Here is a 15712-nt window from a genome sequence, read left to right as displayed (position 1 = left end):
GCTGGTCGGACGGCGATCGGGCGGTACGAGCGCGGGGCGGCCGGGCTGTGCATTTACGGAGGCGCCATGCGCACGCACCCGGAGACCGGCGAGAAGGTCCTGTTCGTCAACGCGTTCACCACCCACTTCACGAATTACCACACCATCAGCCACGTGCGCGTCGGCCAGGACCAGAACATGGGCGGCGCGGCGCTCTTGCAATATCTCATCGGCCAGGCCTACATCCCCGAATATCAGGTCCGCTGGCGCTGGCGGCCGAACAGCTTCGCCATCTGGGACAACCGTTCGACGCAACACTACGCTGTCATGGACTATCCGCCGTGCCACCGCAAGATGGAGCGCGCCGCCATCCTGGGCGACAGGCTGCAGGGGCGCGGTCTCCTGTGAGGTCATCCGAGAGGAGCGACACATGAATTTCTTCGACGGTTCGCTGCACCCCGAGAATCAGCAGAAGCTCGGCATCACCGCCGCTCCCTACGGCCCGGAATGGCTGCCCTCCGATTTCCCGGAGGACATCGCGGTCACGATGGAGGCGCAGATCCAGAAGGCCGTCGACTGCTACAACGCCGGCGCCACGGTCCTGCACGTCCACGCGCGCGAGCCCGACGGCAAGGGGTCCAAGCGCCTGTCCAAATACAACGAGCTGCTCGCCGGCATCCGCGCTCGCGCTCCCGGGCTGATCCTGCAGGTCGGCGGCTCGATCTCGTTCGCCCCGGAGAGCGAGGGTGAGGTCGCCCGCTGGCTGTCCGACGACACCCGCCACATGCTGGCCGAGCTCCAGCCGGCGCCCGATCAGGTCACGATCGCCATCAACACCAATCAAATGAACGTGGTCGAGCAGATGTGCCCCGCCGACCTCGAGGGGACGCGTGGTCGCCCTCGCCGCCGCCCTGGCGTTCGCGCTCGGCCGCCGGAGCACCGCGCGTGGACTGCAGGGGCCGCACGCCTCGCAGGTGCCCACGACCGCCTGAGAATGATTCGTGTGAATCAGTCGCGCGCGGACAGCCACGATTCGACCTCGGGCGCGTATGATGCGAGTGAATCAGTTGCGCGCGGACAGCCACGATTCGACCCTGGGCGCGGCGCGGGTGGAAGGATGCGAGCGAGTCACTTGCGCGCGGACAGCCACGATTCGACCTCGGCGCGCTCGCCGGCGAAGCGGTCGCCGGCGGCGGTGTAGTCGGCGATGGCGCGGCGGGCTGTGTCCTCGGCGGCGGGGTCGCGCGATTGCTGCTGGGCGCGGGCGAGGGTGAAGCGCAGGGCGGCGAGCTCGTGGACGGGCGAGGGGGCGCGCTCGCGGATGGCGATCGCGCGGTGGAGCAGCGGGAGCGCCTCCTGAGGCTTCGACTCGCCGAGGGCGGCGCGGGCGAGGCCGCCGAGGGCGGTGGCGGCGGCGACGTCCTCGGGGCCGTAGGTGGCCTCGGCGACCTCGAGCGCGCGCTGGAACTCGGCGCGGGCGTCGGCGAATTGACGGCGGGCCAGGGCGACCTCGCCGAGAGCGCACAGCGGCTGGATCTGGCCCGGCTGGGCGGGGCCCTGCGTGCGCGCGTGGAGGGCCAGGGCGCGCGAGGCCAGCGACTCGGCGTCGTCCCAGCGGCGCTGCAGGGCCGCGAGTTCGGCCAGGCCGGCGAGCGGCTCGGCGACCTCGAGGTGGTCGGGGCCGAGGGCTGTTTCGGTGATCGCAAGGGCGCGCTGGTGGTAGGCGAGGGCCGCGTCGAACTCGCGCCGGGCGCCGGCGATGTTGCCCAGGTTGCACAGCGGGATCGCCAGGCGCGGGTGCTCGCGGCCGATGCTGTTCTCGTAGATCGCCAGGGCGCGCAGCAGCAGGTCGCGGGCGCCGTCGAGGTCGGCCCGGGCCTGCGCGGTCATGGCGAGGTTGTTGAGCGTGTCGGCGACGCCGAGGTTCTCGGGGCCGAGCAGCTCGACGAAGATGTCGAGCGAGCGGCGATAGATCTGCTCGGCGCCGGCGAGGTCGCCCTGGGCCAGGCGCACGCCGCCGAGGTTGTGCGCGACGGTGGCGACGTTGAGGCTCACAGGGCCCTCGTCGGCCTCGGCGATGGCGAGCGCGCGCTCGAGGTGCTCGCCGGCCTCGGCGTACTTGCCCCACCGCTCGAGCACGCCGCCGAGCGCGGTGTGTCGGGTGATCTGCAGCAGCGGGCGCGGGCCGATCCGCTCGAGCAACATCCGGGCGTGGCGGTCCCACAGCATGGCGTCGTCGTAGCGGCCCTGCTCGACGCCGTGGATGAAGACGAGGGCGAGGGCGGCGTCGGCCTGGACCTCGTCGTGCTTGACGGCGCCGGCCATGAAGTAGGCGTCGAGCATGGCCTGCTCGGCGCCCGCGACGTCGCCGGCGTACTCGAGCAGTTGAGCGTGACGCGCGAGCGCCTCGGCGTGCAGCGGGCGATAGCCGAGCGCCGCGGCCTCTTGCAGAATCTCGTCGCCCAGCGCGCGGCTCGCCTCGTACTGGCCGAGGTCGCCGCGCACGCGCACGCGCGCCAGCTTGGCCCGGACGTCGGCGACGCGGGCCGCCTGGGCGGGATCGTCGGGCGGGGGTAAGGTGGCCATCAGCGCCTCGGCGTCGGCGCAGCGGTCGAGGCGACCGAGGCCCATGGTGGCCTGCACGGCGCGATCGAGCACGCCGGCGTCGGCGGCGACGAGGCCCTGGACGAGCACGTCGACCTCGGTGCGGCGCAGGCCGAGGCAGTCCATGCGGCGGTCGAGCAGGAGCGGCGATTGCTCGCCGCGGAGGTGGGTGGCCTCGCACGCCTCGGTGTGCATGGCGATCCACGCGGCGACGTAGGCGTCGAGCCGCGACTCGACGCGCGCGGCGATGTCGTCGGCGTGGGCCGCCCCGGTGGCCCGCAGGGCCCGGCGGACGTCGGCCTTGCGCGCGTCGTCCCAGATCCCGGCGAACTTGCCCGCGGCGTCCTTGCACAGCTGGACCGGGGCGGCGGCGCGCGGGGTGAGGCCGTAGCCGAGGCCGGCCGCGAGCGCGGCGAGGCCGACGCCGGCGAACCACTGGCGGGCGCGCTTGCCGGGCTCGCGCACGAGCTCGTCGAGCAGCGCCTGCATCGAGGGCCAGCGATCCCCGGGCCGCGCCGACAGGCCGCGCAGCAAGATCCGTCGCAGCCGCGGCGGGGCCCTGGCGCCGCGCGGGGGCTCGCTCTTCTGCAGGGCGTCGATCTGCGCCAGCAGCTCGTCGGCGGTGCGGGCCTTGAACGGCCGCGCGCCGTACAGGCCCTCGTAGAGCGCGACGCAGAAGCTGAACTGGTCGCTCTCGACGCCGATCGGCTGGAGGGCGAATTGCTCGGGGGACATGTACGGCGGGGTGCCGACCAGCGTGCCGGCCTCGGTGAGCGGCTCGCTCAACGAACCGGCGCTGTGCGAGACGGGAGCGACGAGGCGGTGCTCGGCGCTGTTCGGCGCGAGGTCGCCGACGTCGACGTTGCGCGCGAGGCCGAAGTCGAGGACGCGCACGAAGCCGTCCTCGGCGACCATGACGTTGTCCGGCTTGAAGTCGCGGTGGACGAGGCCGGCCGCGTGGGCGGCGGCGAGGCCCCGGCCGGCCTGCAGCAGGACCGCGAGCACGTCGCGCCACGGGTGCCTGTCGCGGCGCAGCCAGGCGCGCAGGGTCTCGCCCTGGATGAACTCCATGACGATGTAGACGCGGCCCTCGAACTCGCCGACCTCGTAGACGCGGGCGATGTTGGGGTGGGCCAGCTTGGCCATCGCCTGGGCCTCGCGCTGCAGGCGGGCGCGGCCGAGGCTGTCGCCGTGCGACGGGCGCATGAGCTTGATGGCGACCTTGCGATCGAGCTCGTCGTCGAAGGCCGAGAGGACCACGCCCATGCCGCCCTGGCCGATCTGCCGCAGGACGGTGAAGTGGCGGATCCGCGTCGGGGCGGGCGGCTCGGGCTCGGGGAGCGGTGGGAGGCTACGGGTGCGACCGGGGCGGGCCTGGACGATGACGGGGGCCTCGGGCGTGGCCTGGCGCGTGCGCGCGTCCTCGAGGGCGCTTTCGGCGTCGGGAGCCTGGGGCGGCGGGGGCACCGAGAGGGATGATAGCAATGACGGGGGCGGCGGTGGATGGCGGCGGGGGCTCTACATGAGGAGGGGTCGCACTCTGCGGGGAGGGCTGGTGAGCGACGCGCGTGGTGGAGGCCTTGCGGGTGGGGGGCGTCAGGGGGTGTTCTGGAAGCAGTAGAGGTGGAAGCTATTGCTGCAGTTGAGCGGATTGAGCTCTGGGTCGTTCAGGTCGGTCCAGTTGGTGTTGGTCGCCGTGGTGTCGCCAAGGCGACTCTTGAGGCCAAGCGTCGATTTCGTCCAATTCTCGCAGTGCTCGTCGCCGAACGACGTGCCGGTGGGGCTCGTGTTGGACCAGGCGTTGAGCGGGTCCGCAGGAACTGCTGCGCTCTCGGTGAGGTTGATGGGGGCGGCGAGGGTGCCGTCGGTGAGGTCGGGCCAGCCCTTGGCGATGGGGGTGCCGTCGACGAGTTGGTACCAGCCGGTGAAGGTGGTGTCGAAGCGGGTGGAGGGGGAGCCGGTGTCGTCGCTGAGCCAGGCGCGCCAGGCGGTGGCGGGGAGGTTCGGGTCGGCGGTCATGCCTGCGGCAGCGCACTTCATGTCGGCCCCGGCGAGGCCGCCGAGGTTGCCGAGGAATTGCGAGGACGTGACGAAGACGAGGCGCGGCTTGATGCACGCGTTGCTGCAGGCGTCGTCGTCGACGTCGTTGCCGTCATCGCACTCCTCGCCGGCTTGCGGGATGCCGTTGCCGCACGTCGTGCAGTTGTTGTTGCACTCGTCGTCGTCGATCTGGTTGCCGTCGTCGCAGCCCTCGCCGGCGGCGGGGTTGTGGTGGCCGTCGCCGCACTCGACGGGGGTGCAGTCGGCATCGCAGGTCTCGCTGTCCGCGGGTGTGCCGTTCATGCCGGCGTCGCACGCTTCGGAGGAGCTGATGATGCCGTCGCCGCAGGTGCAGTCGGCGCATGCGATGTCCTCGACCTGCTCCTGGCAGACGCCGTCGCCGCAGTGGGGGGCGGAGCCGGTGCACGAGGTGTTGCAGGCGACCTGGTCGGGGGTGTCGTCGTAGGCGTCGGAGTTGTCCTCGCCGTCGTCGCAGGTCTCGCCGGCGGTGGCGTTGAGGAGGCCGTCGCCGCACTCGACGGGGGTGCAATCGGCGTCGCAGGTCGGGGTGTTGTCGCCCTCGTCGCAGGTCTCGGGCGATTGCGTGGTCTTGTCGCCGCACCACTCGGGGTAGATGCCGGAGCAGGTGGTGTTGCAGTGCTTCTCGCCGGTGTACTCGTCGGAATTGCACACACCGGCGCCGCAGTCCTGGCCGTCGTCGCAGGTCTCTCCGGGGTCTCGCACGCCGTTGCCGCACAGCGCCGGACCCGTGGTCGATTCGGTGGTGTCCGTCGTGGTGTCCGTGGTCGTGGTGGTGCTCGTGCTGGAATCGGCGGGGGCCCAGCAGGCGGCGGTGAGGCACTGGCCCCGGATGTCGGCGCAGCCCGAGGGACCGAGCGAGACGGCAGTGAGCGCGACGGCCCAGAAAGCGACACGTCCAGAGGCGAGCATAGGCGCCGACGCTACCGAACGCGACGCGGCCGCGCAAGCTTCTGGCCCTGCTGAACGGCGTTCTCGCGCGGGCGAGAGGTCTCGCGCAGGCTGGCGCCGGGCGGGTCTTTCGGCTAGGGTCGCGCTCGCCGGCATGTCGTCTCTCTGCGTCTCCATGATGATGTTGCTGCTCGTGGCGCCAGCGGGCGCCGCGGCGACGAACACGGGAACGCCCGCGGAGGCGACCGCGCCGGCGGCGGCCAGCGACAAGGCCGAGCGGACCGCCCGCGCGGCGAAGTTCTTCGAGGGCGGCCGCTACGTCGAGGCCGCGCTCGAGTTCGAGGCGCTGCGGCGCGACTATCCCGGCGACCCGTCGCTCCTGTTCAACGCGGCCGCGAGCCGCGACGCGGCCGGGCACTTCGCGCACGCGGTCGCCTACGTGCGCGAGTACCTGGCGCGCACGGACATCGGCCCCGACGATCGCAAGCAGGGCGAGGAGCAGCTCGAGGAGTCGGCCCGCAAGGTGACGGCGGTGACGGTCACCGTCACGCTGCCGCTCGAGGGTCCGCAGGCCGTCACCGTGGTCGCGCGGCACGTGGCGCGCAGCCCGGCCGATCTGCGGCCCGAGCTCACGTTCCCGCGGACGACGCCGCGACAGCCGCTGAAGCTCGAGCTGGACCCCGGCGCGTGGATCGTGCGGGTGGAAGGTCCCGGCTATCAGCCGGCGGAGCAACAGGTGGCGGTCGCCTCGACGCCGCTGGCGATCTCGCTGCGACCGGAGCTGGTAGCCGTCGTCCACACCCCGCCGCCGCAGGTCCGCGCGGTGCCGCCGGAGGTCGTCGAGACGACGTCGCGCGGTCTCTACATCAGCGGCGGCGCGGTGGCGGCGGCCGGGCTCGGGTTCATCGCCGGCGGGGTGGGGATGATCCACGGCCAGCGCGTCAAGGCCTGCGACGACCCGACGCTCGCGGCCTGTCGGCGTCGCTTCGCCAGCGGGTTCGTGGTGCGCAACATCGGCTCGACGCTCCTCGGCGCCGGCGCCGGTCTGGCCGCGAGCGGGCTCGTGTGGCGCGCGAACGATCCGCGCCGGCGAATGATCGCATGGAGCGCGCTCGCTGCGGTCGGCGGCGTGGGCCTCATCCTCGGCGAGGTGCTGGTGCTGCGGGGGACGATCCCGTTCAGCCGCGACAACACCGATCCGCAGGGGACGCTGGCCGGCTGGTCCGATCATTGGGGCGAGCACCGTCATTCGGCGCTGCCGGCCCTCGCGGCGACCTTGCGCGGGCTCGGCGTCGGCCTCGTCGCGGGATCGGTGGCGGGGCTGATCGTCCAGCGCAAGCACCTCGGCCCCGGCGGAGCCCGGGCGATTCGCGTCGAGCCGAGCGCCGGTCCGGGCCACACGGGCATCGTGCTCTCCGGCAGGTTTTGAGGCCGGGGCGGCGGTCGGGGGCATACCGGCATCGTGCTCTCGAGCCGCTCTGAACGCCCGGCCGCGTCCAGCGGCGGCGGTAGGGCTGCGAGCAAGTGCTTATCATCGCCATGCTCAAAGGGACATGCTCGAACCTTCATGTTGTGACAAACATGATCTTGTAGTGATGTTATCACAGACATGTGAGAGCGCGACTCGACGGCGCGCTGCTCGCGGCGTGCAGGAGCAGGGGTCGCTCAGGGCTGCAGGACGGCGCGGCAGCGCGGCGGTTCGCCGGGGCGCAGGCTCTTGCATACGAAGCGATCGGCGCACGGGCAGTCCTGGCAGCAGGTGCTCCGGCTCTCGTCGGCGTCACACACGCCATTGCCGCACTGCGACGACGACGCGGGCTCGGTCACGTGGAGCTCGGGGATCTTCTGCAGCCGCGAGCACTTGCCATTGATCAATCGGGTTCTCGGCGGGCACGTGGTCGGCAGGACCTCGGGCGGCGGCGTGACGGCGACGGGCTCGACGGGCTCGGCCTCGACGACCTCCGGGGCGCCGGGGAGGTCGCCGCTGCGCCGGCGCAGCGGCCCGCAGTCCTCGAAGCTGTGCTGCGCGGCGGTGCGCTCGTTGGCCTCGCAGCGGCCGTTGCCCGCCCACTCCTGGCTGCACCAGGCGCCGGGGCGGGTGTCGGCGAGCTCGTCGCGGAGGCGATCGACGAGGGGCTCGAGCGCGGCGAAGTCGGCCTCGCCGAGCTGCTCGAACTTGGCCCAGCGGACCCGGCGATTGCAGTCGAGCACCAGCGTGACGGGCAGGTTGCCGCGGTACAGGCCGCCGTTGTCGCCGGCGGCGGCCAGCGCCGAGGCGAGGGCGTCGCTCATCGTGCGGTCGGCGAGGCGGATCGGCGCGGGCGGCATGACGCCGGCATAATCTTGATAGGACCGCAGCGGGTCGGTGTGGTCCTTGATCTGGATCGGCACGAAGCGGACATCGTCCCATTCGCGGTGGCGAGCGAACATCGCCTTGAACTCGGGCAGCTCGGCGAGGCAAGGGTCGCACCAGGTCGCCCACAGGTTGACGACGTGGATCGTCCGCGGCGGCAGCACCTGCGGCGAGCCGAGGCGCAGCGTGTCGAGCGGGAGCTTGCCGACCTCGCCCGGGGGCACGGCCTCGAGGTTGAGGCGCATCGCCGGCGAGATGTCCATGCCGGAGGCGCCGAGATAGCCCGACTTCGCCGGATCCTGCCGCGGCGGCGGCTGCACCGGCTCGACGGTGGCCGGCGCCCCGGCGGACGCGACGGGCGTGCAGGCCTTCTGGCGCTCCGCGAACAGCCGCGTGAATTGCTCGTGCTGGTCGACCCGCCGACCCATCAGCCAGATCGTGATGAGCAGACCCAACCCCGTGAACACGAGGTTGACCGCGGTCCATGCGACGAACAGCCGGGTGCGATCGGTGGTCACGTCACGGCCCCTCGCACGCGCTCTCCAGTCTCCGCACGAACGTGTCGCGCTCGTGCCGCCAGCGCATGCCGACGACCGCGGCGGCGAGGATGCTGGCCATGGCGAGCAGGCAGGTGATCTGGGCGAACAGCCGGGCGCTACGCTCGGTCACGGCCTGTCCTCCGCGAGGTCGACGGAGATCGGCGGCTTGTACTCGTCGCCGAGGCAGGGGATCGGGATGACGAAGACGACGCGGTTGACGGCCGAGAACAGCGCCTGCCAGGCCGGGGTGGTGCGATCATTAAGATCGATCGCGCCGTCGAGGGCGGCGCGGAGCTCGCGAGCGCTGGTCGGATCGGCGGTGACGAGCGGATCGACGGCGGGCGGTCGTCCGCTGGGATCCGTCAAGTAGGTCTGACGATAGCGCGCCGGCTCGATCGTCCGCGTGGTCGGCAGGCCGAACGAACGGATCCGCACGCGCCGCTTGTCGCGCTCGGTCTCGGGGATGCCCTCGTAGAGGACGAGGTCGAGCAGGTTCTCGACGAACTTGATGCGCGCCAGGGCGAGCCAGTGGTTGGCCTCGGCGTCGCCGTCGGGGCTGGCGCGACCGATGACGAAGATCTGCTTGGCCTCGCGCAGCGGACCGGCGAATCGTCGCACCTGGTCGAGGTAATGCTCGAGGACCTCGGGCGCCGGCCAGTCCTTGCGCTTGAGGTGCGGCTGGCCGCTCGGGAAGTGGACGGCGAAGCGGTCGGGGAAGGCCGACAGGATCAGGTCGAACTTCTCGTCCTCGAGCGCGAGCTGCTCCCACTCGGCGGTGGTGCACGCGCCGGCCGAGACGATGTCGGCGACGGACTTCTTGCGGGTCGAGCACTTGAGCGCGAGCGTGCGGACGGCGTCGGCGAGCGCCTCGTTCTCCTCGCAGACCAGAGGGGTGCGATCGATGCCGGCCGGCGAGGCGCAGCGCAGGTTGTGACAGACGAGCCCGTCCTCGCACTCGCAGTCGCGGCAGCTGTCGCCCTCGCCGCACAGGACCTCGGGCGGCACGGGGACGCAGGCGTTGAGGCGGCAGTACTGCCCCGGAGGACAGGTCGCGGTCGCGGGGCTCGAGAGGTCGCAGGTCGGGGGCGCGGCGCGGACCTCGGGCTGGACCTGGCCGAGCGTGAGGTCGGTGTCGTCGGTGACGAGGTAGACGACGGCCGCGACGGCGACCGCCATGGCGACGGTCAGCACGAGCATCATGAGGGTCGCGGGGTCGCGGGGCGCGGACATGGGCGTGCTATTTGGGCGGAGCAGGCGGCGCGGCCTGCAGCTCGACGTACATGGCGAGGTCGTCGAAGGGGGTGTTGGCGAACAGCCAGTAGGGCGGGCGATCCGGATCGATCGCGCCGTCCTTGGCGGCGTGGACGGCGATGGCGGGCACCATCAGGTCGAGCTGCTCGGCGTGGCGCTGGTGCGCGGTGATGTCCGCGAGCACGCCGCGATCGTGGTCGATGCAGCGAAACAGCGGGTTGTCGGGGTCGTCGGGGTCGATCTCCATGCCGAGGTCGACGGCCCGGTTGCCGACGCGCTCGGCCGTGAACAGCGGCTGGCCCGCTTGACGATCGTCGTGCAGGGCGAACAGGCCGCCGATCAGGCGGAAGCCGGCGCCGGGCTGGAGCTTCTCCATGCACTCGGCGGCGCGCGCGGCGAGGCAGGCGTTGTCGTCGCGGGCGCGATCGTCGGAGCGGGCGAAGCCGGCGGGGAACGCCGCGGGATCGCAGGCGTGGCGCGGCGCGTGGTAGATCCACAGCTGGACCGGCCTGGGGAATTGCCCGTTGCGCAGCGCCTGCGCGAGCTGCTTGAACTTGCGCTTGCACGCGCTGCACGACATGTCGAGGTAGGCGGCGAGGACCACCGGGGCGTCGGCAGGACCGACGCGGATCGGCGCAATCGGCGAGGATTCGGCCCGCTCGGGGCAGCCGTCGCGCACGCTCACGGTGTGGCGCATGCCGTGGTAGGCGAGCGATTGCACGCCGGTGGCGATCGTCAGCAGCATGCCGAGGCGGAAGCCGGCGTCGATGAGCGAGGCCCGGCGGTGGCGCAGGGCGACACCCAGGCGGAATTGTTCGCGCGGGTCGGTCAGGCGGCGCACGGTCGCGGCGGCCGCCACCAGCAGCAGGGCGACGCCGTCGAGCGACAGGCAGAACGGACAGGGCGACTGCAGGATGGCGAACGCGTAGACGGCGTAGACGAGGCTGATGCACGCGATCGCGAGCGAGAGGGTCCACAGCAGCGAGGCGGCGCAGCCGGCGAGGAAGCCCCGACGGGCGAGCTGACCGACGGCGAGGACGATGACGCAGACGTAGGCCGCCGAGCCCCAGGTGCTGATCGGAAGGCCGCCGACGACGGACCACGCGGCGCCGAGGGCGTCCTCGCAGCGCATCTCGCCGATCTGGCAGCCGCCGTGCGGGCCGAGGCACGGGGTGTAGGCCATGCGGAACTTGAGGACGGTCAAGTAGCCGCCGAGGGCGGCGCCGATCAGGCCGAGCAGGGCGCAGGTGAGGAGGGCTTGCCGGTGCAGGCCGGTGAACGCGAGCCGGGCGGTGCTCATGGCGAATCTGCCTTCCCCGGTTCGAGCGGCACGGGCAGGAACTCGGCGCTCGACTGCGTCAGCGTGTAGACGAAGGCGCCCCCGCGCGGGCTCTTGCCGAACGGGAACGACAGGGCCTTGCGGAAGCACGCGCGGAGCTCACGGTCGCCCGAGTAGACGCGGACGTTCGGGGCGCCGCTCGGGGTGACGTCGACGCGGAACTTGACCTTGCTGGTGACGAGGCCGCCCGTCATCATGCAGGTCGCGCGCAGGTACTTGAGCTGCTGGGCGATCTCGCCGCGCGCCGCGCTGTACGGGAAGCCTGGCTCCGGCCGCGGCTTCGGCGCGGGCGCGGTCTGGGGCGGCGCCGGCGTGGTTTGCTTCGGCTCGGGGGGCGGCTCGGGGACGGGCGGCTCGGGCTCCGGCGCGGCCGGAGCTGTCTCGAGGGGCATGTCCTTTGCGTCATCCGCCGGCGCAGCCGCGGGCGGCGCGGGCTGTCGCGCGGCCTCGGCGGGCGGCGGAGGTGTCTCGCGGGGCATGTCCCTTGGTTCATCCGCGGCCGCCGGTGCTTCGGCGGGCGTGAGAGGTGTCTCTCGGGACATGCCCTTTGGTTCATCCGCGGGCGGGCGCGGGTCGGTCGGCGGCGGATCCGGGTCCGACCGGGCGAGCAGGGCGGGCGCCTCGCTCGAATCGAGCGACTGTGGCGCGGCGGCGGCGGCGTCGGTCGATTCGTCGGCGGGTATCACCAGTCGTGTGGCGACCACGAACATGCCGATCGTGGACAGCAGGGTGACGACGCGCGTGGTGATCGCGCGCGGGGTGATCGTCTCGGTCGTCGAGCCGTGCCCGGCGACGGGATGCGGGTCGGAGCCGGGCGGCTGGACCAGCACGGCCGTCGGGGGCGTGCGGAACGCCGGACCGGAGAGCCCCGCGCGCTGGATCCCGAGGGTCGCGGCGATCGCCTGCGCCAGCTCCTCGGTGGTGGCGTAGCGGTTCTCGGGCTTCGCCGCGAGGGTGCGGAGGATGACGGCGTCGACGGCCGCGGGGATCCCCAGGTGTGGCACCGCGCGGCTCGGCGGGATCCGCTCGCCGAGGACGTGCTTGCCCATGACCTCGAAGGCGGTGTCGCCGCGAAACGGCGAGACTCCGGTCAATAGTTTGTAGAGGGTGGCGCCGAGGGCATAGATGTCGGTGCGTATGCCTGCTCGCGCGTCGCCGGTGACGAGCTCCGGGGCGAGGTACTCGGGCGTGCCGATCACCGTGCCCTTCTGCGTCGGGCCGGTGTCGGCGTCGATGTCGCGGGCGATGCCGAAGTCGATGATCTTGATATGATCGGGGTTGTCGTCGATCGTGATACGGACGCAATTGCTCGGCTTGATGTCGCGGTGGATGATGCCCTGGCGGTGCGCGCTGCCGAGGCCGCTGCACAGCTGGAGGGCGATCGGGGCCAGACGCGACCAGGGCAGCGGGCCCTCGCGGCGGAGCAGCGCCTCGAGGTCCTCGCCGCGGAGGTACTCCATCACGAGGTAGAGCTCCCCGTGCGGCAGGGACCCGACGTCGATCGCGTGCGCGACGTGGCTGCTGCGGACCTCCATCATCGCGCGGGCCTCGTTGAAGCAGCGCGTCTGCACCTCGCCGCTGCGCGACGGGTGCGACTCGACCAGCTTGATCGCCAGCGCGGCGCCGGTCCGGAGGTGCCGGCCGAGGTAGACTCGCCCCATTCCCCCGGCGCCGAGCTTGCGCTCGATGCGATAGCGGCCCTCGATCTCGAGGCCGATGTACGGATCGTGGGGCGGTCGCGGCAATTTGCGGGCCGTGGCCTCGTCCTCGACGGGGTCCGTCGCGGGCTGTTCGGACGCGTCCGTCATCGCGTGTCCCTCGGCCCGGTCGGAGGTGGGAACGTCGAGCCTGACCGGACGGCCATTCGCGCTGATCGCGGGCGGGGCTCCTGTCGCTCGCGTGGCATGGCAGGCGATGGTAGCCGATGTCTGCGCTGCCGGCGGGACGTTCGTGCGCACACGCGGGCGCTTGCGCATCCGGCGCGGGATCGCGGGAACGGGTCGACCGTCGGGCCGGTGTTGCCGGGGCTGCGCTGGGGCCTGGGGTCGGCGCTGGACCGGCGGATCAGGGGGGCGCGCGTGATGGAACCGAACTTCGCCCCCTGGTGAATGGGCGAACCGCAGGAACGCTGTTACGGGTGGGAGATCGAGCTGGCTCGGCGCGGCTGGCGGAAGCAGTGCGACATCCGGCCGCGGCGAGAGGCCCGGCGCTCGCTGTCATCATGGCGGATGGGTCCGTCCGGGCTGCGATTCATACGACGGGGGTCGTGACGAACGCGACGGCGCGGCGGTGATTGCTGCGAGCGCGCGAGCATGAAGGCCGCAGCCCGGCCTCCGCGCGGAGCGGCCGGACCGCGAGCGTGGCGCGATGATTATTGCTTCCAGCGCTCGAGCATCCACGTGTAGATGTCGTGGCCGGCGGACAGGTCGTAGGTCATGGACCAGGAGTCGTGGCCGACGCCGGGGTAGATGATCATCTCGGCGTCGGGCTTGGGGTCGCACATCTGCAGCTTGGTGACCGGCTCGATCGTGCCGCTGACGTTGACGGTGCCGTCGTTGTCGCCGTGGAAGGCCCAGATCGGGACGCGGCCGAGCTCGCACTGGGCCTTGTTGAAGGCGCCCTTGCCGTCGCCGGCGATCGGGACCATCGCCGCGATCTGCTCGTCGAGGAAGTCGCCGAGGTAGCCCCACGAACCGATCGCGCCGCAGCTGAGGCCCGTGAGGTAGACGCGCGCCGGGTTGATGTCGTAGTGCGTCATCGCGAACTCGATGAACGCGTGGACCTCGCCGGAGCCGGGGCAGCCGCCGCCGGGGTGCTGCGGCGAGAGCACGACGAACGGGAGCGAGGTGTCCCACTGGTCGTTCTTCTGCAGCTTGGGCGGGCCGTTGGCGGGCACCTTGTCGAGCTCGCTGTCGCCGTTGCCGTTCTCGCCGATGCCGTGGAGGAAGACCAACAGCGGGTACTTCTCGCCGCCGCCGTAGCCGGGCGGGGTGTACTCCCAGTAGCCCTGCTCGGCGTCGGACATGCCGAGCGGGACCTTCTTGAAATGCGCCGACGAGGGCATGCCGTCGTCGGGGATCTCCGGGATGTCCTCGGGGCCAGGTTCGACGCCGCCGGTGGTGGTCGTGTCGTCGGTGGTCGTGGTCCCGGGATCGGTGGTGGTGCCCGGATCGGTGGTGGTGCCCGGGCCGGTGGTGCCGGTGGTGGTGCCCGGCTCGCCGGTCGGATCGGCCGTGGTCGGCCCCTGGGTGGTCGGCACGGCGGTGTCGACCGTGGGGTTGCTCGGCTCGTCGCCGGTGGTGGTCGACGCGCCGGGCTCGGTGGTGCCGGGCGTGTCGGTCGTGCCGTCGGTGCCGGTGCTCCCGGTCGTATTGCCGCCGTCGTCGCCGCACGCCGGCATGGCGAGGAGCGTCAGTGAGGGCAGGACGAACCACCAATGTTGTAGGGTCATGGCCATGGCAGCGGCCTTACACCCGGCGCCCAAATAGCGTCAAGGCGTCGATTCGCGCGCGTCGGCCTCGCAGCGTCGCGGCCGCAGATGGGGCCTCGCGGCGAGGAGAAGTGACCCCAATGGTTTGCGACGAGCGCTCGAATATCGACAATGTCTTCACGCGAATCATCAGGGGACGCACGCCCGCGACTGGGCGCTTCGCCGAGCGGGGCCCCGATCAATGTGGAGGGTCCGGCCGGATCCGCGCCGGCGTACGGGGGCGCCGGCTCGCATTCGCGGGCATACTCGAACGAGTGCAGCCCGCGGTCCTCGCGCTCGTCCTCGTCGCCGAACCGGGCTGGCTCGACCTGCGCTGGCCCGAGGTGGCGGGTTGTCCCACGGCCGCCGAGGTGGCGGCGGCGATCGAGCGCCTCACGCCCGCCGGGACGCGCCGGCCGGTGGTGGTGGACGCTGCGGTCGCGGCCTTGGAGGCCGGCTATTCGCTCGAGCTGTCGCTGCGGGCCGGCGACGCGGTGCTGCAGCGGCGCGCGCACGACGTGAGCTGTGGGCCGCTGGCCGATGCGACGGCGGTGATCGTGGCGGTGGCCGCCGAGCCGCTGGAGGCGGGGGAAGGGGAGGCGAGGCGGCCGGCGCAGGACGACGAGATCCCCCCGGGGCTGCGGCGCTCGCGTCCGCCGGAGGTCCGACCGCCGCCGGCGATCGGTGCATTCATGGCAGTGATCGGCGCGGTCGGTCCGCCGCGCTCGCCGGCGCCGGGGCTGCAGGCCGGATTGGCGGTGGTGTGGCCGCGGGCGCGGCTCGAATTGCGGTTTCACCACACCTTCGCCGGGGCGCTGCGCTACGCGAATGCCCCGGGGGCGGGCGCCCGCCTGCAGCTGTCGGCCGCGGCGGTGCGCGGCTGCCCGCGCCGGGCCCGGGGGGCGTGGTCGCTGCATCTGTGCGGCGGCCTCGAGCTCGGGGCATTGACGGCGCAGGGGGTCGGGCTCGCGCGCAATGAGCGGAGCGTCGGAATGTGGGCAGCCGGGGTGTTCGGCCCGGGGCTGCAGTGGCAGCCCCGGTCGTGGTTCTCGCTGGGGCTCGAGGTCGAGGCGGTGGTGGCGCTCACGCGCCGGGGCTACACCGCGGGCGACGCTCCGGCGTTGCTGTACCGGGTACCGCCGGTCGGCATGCGCTTCGGCGCCGGGGTGGCGGTGTATTTTTTCTGACGGAAGCCCGCCGTGCCGGAG

Annotated in this window: 10 protein-coding genes and 2 pseudogenes; 4 read left to right on the top strand and 8 right to left on the bottom strand. The window is 72.3% G+C overall.

The window, feature by feature from the left end:
• Nucleotides 1-66: 66 nt before the first annotated feature.
• Together K7C98_RS16015 and K7C98_RS44815 are read left to right on the top strand one after the other, a co-directional pair.
• Nucleotides 67-387, top strand: a pseudogene (locus K7C98_RS16015) (TauD/TfdA dioxygenase family protein); the annotation flags it as partial.
• Nucleotides 388-409: 22 nt separating this feature from the next.
• A pseudogene (locus tag K7C98_RS44815) lies at nt 410-868 on the top strand (3-keto-5-aminohexanoate cleavage protein); the annotation flags it as partial.
• 239 nt (nt 869-1107) lie between these two features.
• Here K7C98_RS44815 and K7C98_RS16000 read toward each other — a convergent pair.
• Both K7C98_RS16000 and K7C98_RS15995 read right to left on the bottom strand, forming a co-directional pair.
• Nucleotides 1108-4050, bottom strand: a complete 2943-nt coding sequence (locus K7C98_RS16000) for a serine/threonine-protein kinase (RefSeq protein WP_346660288.1) — start codon at nt 4048-4050, stop codon at nt 1108-1110.
• Nucleotides 4051-4179: 129 nt separating this feature from the next.
• Nucleotides 4180-5574, bottom strand: a complete 1395-nt coding sequence (locus K7C98_RS15995) for a hypothetical protein (protein WP_224192536.1) — start codon at nt 5572-5574, stop codon at nt 4180-4182.
• Nucleotides 5575-5707: 133 nt separating this feature from the next.
• Here K7C98_RS15995 and K7C98_RS15990 point away from each other — a divergent pair, with 133 nt between their 5' ends.
• Entirely contained in the window at nt 5708-6982 is a 1275-nt protein-coding gene (locus K7C98_RS15990; protein ID WP_224192535.1) for a hypothetical protein, read from the top strand.
• A gap of 236 nt (nt 6983-7218) precedes the next feature.
• Here K7C98_RS15990 and K7C98_RS15985 read toward each other — a convergent pair whose 3' ends face one another.
• The 6 genes from K7C98_RS15985 to K7C98_RS15960 form a co-directional block, all read right to left on the bottom strand.
• Nucleotides 7219-8424: a TlpA family protein disulfide reductase gene (locus K7C98_RS15985; protein ID WP_224192534.1), complete on the bottom strand. Its 1206-nt coding sequence runs from the start codon at nt 8422-8424 to the stop codon at nt 7219-7221.
• A gap of 1 nt (nt 8425) precedes the next feature.
• Nucleotides 8426-8575, bottom strand: a complete 150-nt coding sequence (locus tag K7C98_RS15980; RefSeq protein ID WP_224192533.1) for a hypothetical protein — start codon at nt 8573-8575, stop codon at nt 8426-8428.
• Nucleotides 8572-9675, bottom strand: a complete 1104-nt coding sequence (locus tag K7C98_RS15975; protein WP_224192532.1) for a hypothetical protein — start codon at nt 9673-9675, stop codon at nt 8572-8574. The genes K7C98_RS15980 and K7C98_RS15975 overlap by 4 nt, the downstream gene beginning before the upstream one ends.
• 7 nt (nt 9676-9682) lie before the next feature.
• On the bottom strand, nt 9683-10996 hold the full coding sequence (locus tag K7C98_RS15970) for a vitamin K epoxide reductase family protein (RefSeq protein ID WP_224192531.1): 1314 nt from the start codon (nt 10994-10996) through the stop codon (nt 9683-9685).
• A complete protein-coding gene (locus tag K7C98_RS15965; RefSeq protein ID WP_224192530.1) occupies nt 10993-12843 on the bottom strand; it encodes a serine/threonine-protein kinase in 1851 nt (616 codons plus the stop codon). The genes K7C98_RS15970 and K7C98_RS15965 overlap by 4 nt, the downstream gene beginning before the upstream one ends.
• A gap of 563 nt (nt 12844-13406) precedes the next feature.
• A complete protein-coding gene (locus K7C98_RS15960; RefSeq protein ID WP_224192529.1) occupies nt 13407-14486 on the bottom strand; it encodes a hypothetical protein in 1080 nt (359 codons plus the stop codon).
• Between the two features lie 293 nt (nt 14487-14779).
• Here K7C98_RS15960 and K7C98_RS15955 point away from each other — a divergent pair, with 293 nt between their 5' ends.
• The gene (locus tag K7C98_RS15955; protein ID WP_224192528.1) at nt 14780-15691 is read left to right on the top strand and encodes a hypothetical protein; all 912 of its coding nucleotides are present in this window, start codon (nt 14780-14782) and stop codon (nt 15689-15691) included.
• The last annotated feature ends 21 nt before the right edge of the window (nt 15692-15712 follow it).

This window comes from Nannocystis pusilla (genome assembly GCF_020073745.1).
Classification (GTDB): domain Bacteria; phylum Myxococcota_A; class Polyangia; order Nannocystales; family Nannocystaceae; genus Nannocystis; species Nannocystis radixulma.
Note: the sequence above shows the minus strand (reverse complement) of the source record. Positions and strands in the feature narration are given on the sequence as shown.

Bases quoted from the DNA above. Each gene is read 5' to 3' on its own strand.
- K7C98_RS15995 (WP_224192536.1), bottom strand. From the start codon at position 5,574: ATGCTCGCCTCTGGACGTGTCGCTTTCTGGGCCGTCGCGCTCACTGCC.
- K7C98_RS15990 (WP_224192535.1), top strand. From the start codon at position 5,708: ATGTCGTCTCTCTGCGTCTCCATGATGATGTTGCTGCTCGTGGCGCCA.
- K7C98_RS15975 (WP_224192532.1), bottom strand. From the start codon at position 9,675: ATGTCCGCGCCCCGCGACCCCGCGACCCTCATGATGCTCGTGCTGACC.
- K7C98_RS15970 (WP_224192531.1), bottom strand. From the start codon at position 10,996: ATGAGCACCGCCCGGCTCGCGTTCACCGGCCTGCACCGGCAAGCCCTC.
- K7C98_RS15965 (WP_224192530.1), bottom strand. From the start codon at position 12,843: ATGACGGACGCGTCCGAACAGCCCGCGACGGACCCCGTCGAGGACGAG.
- K7C98_RS15960 (WP_224192529.1), bottom strand. From the start codon at position 14,486: ATGACCCTACAACATTGGTGGTTCGTCCTGCCCTCACTGACGCTCCTC.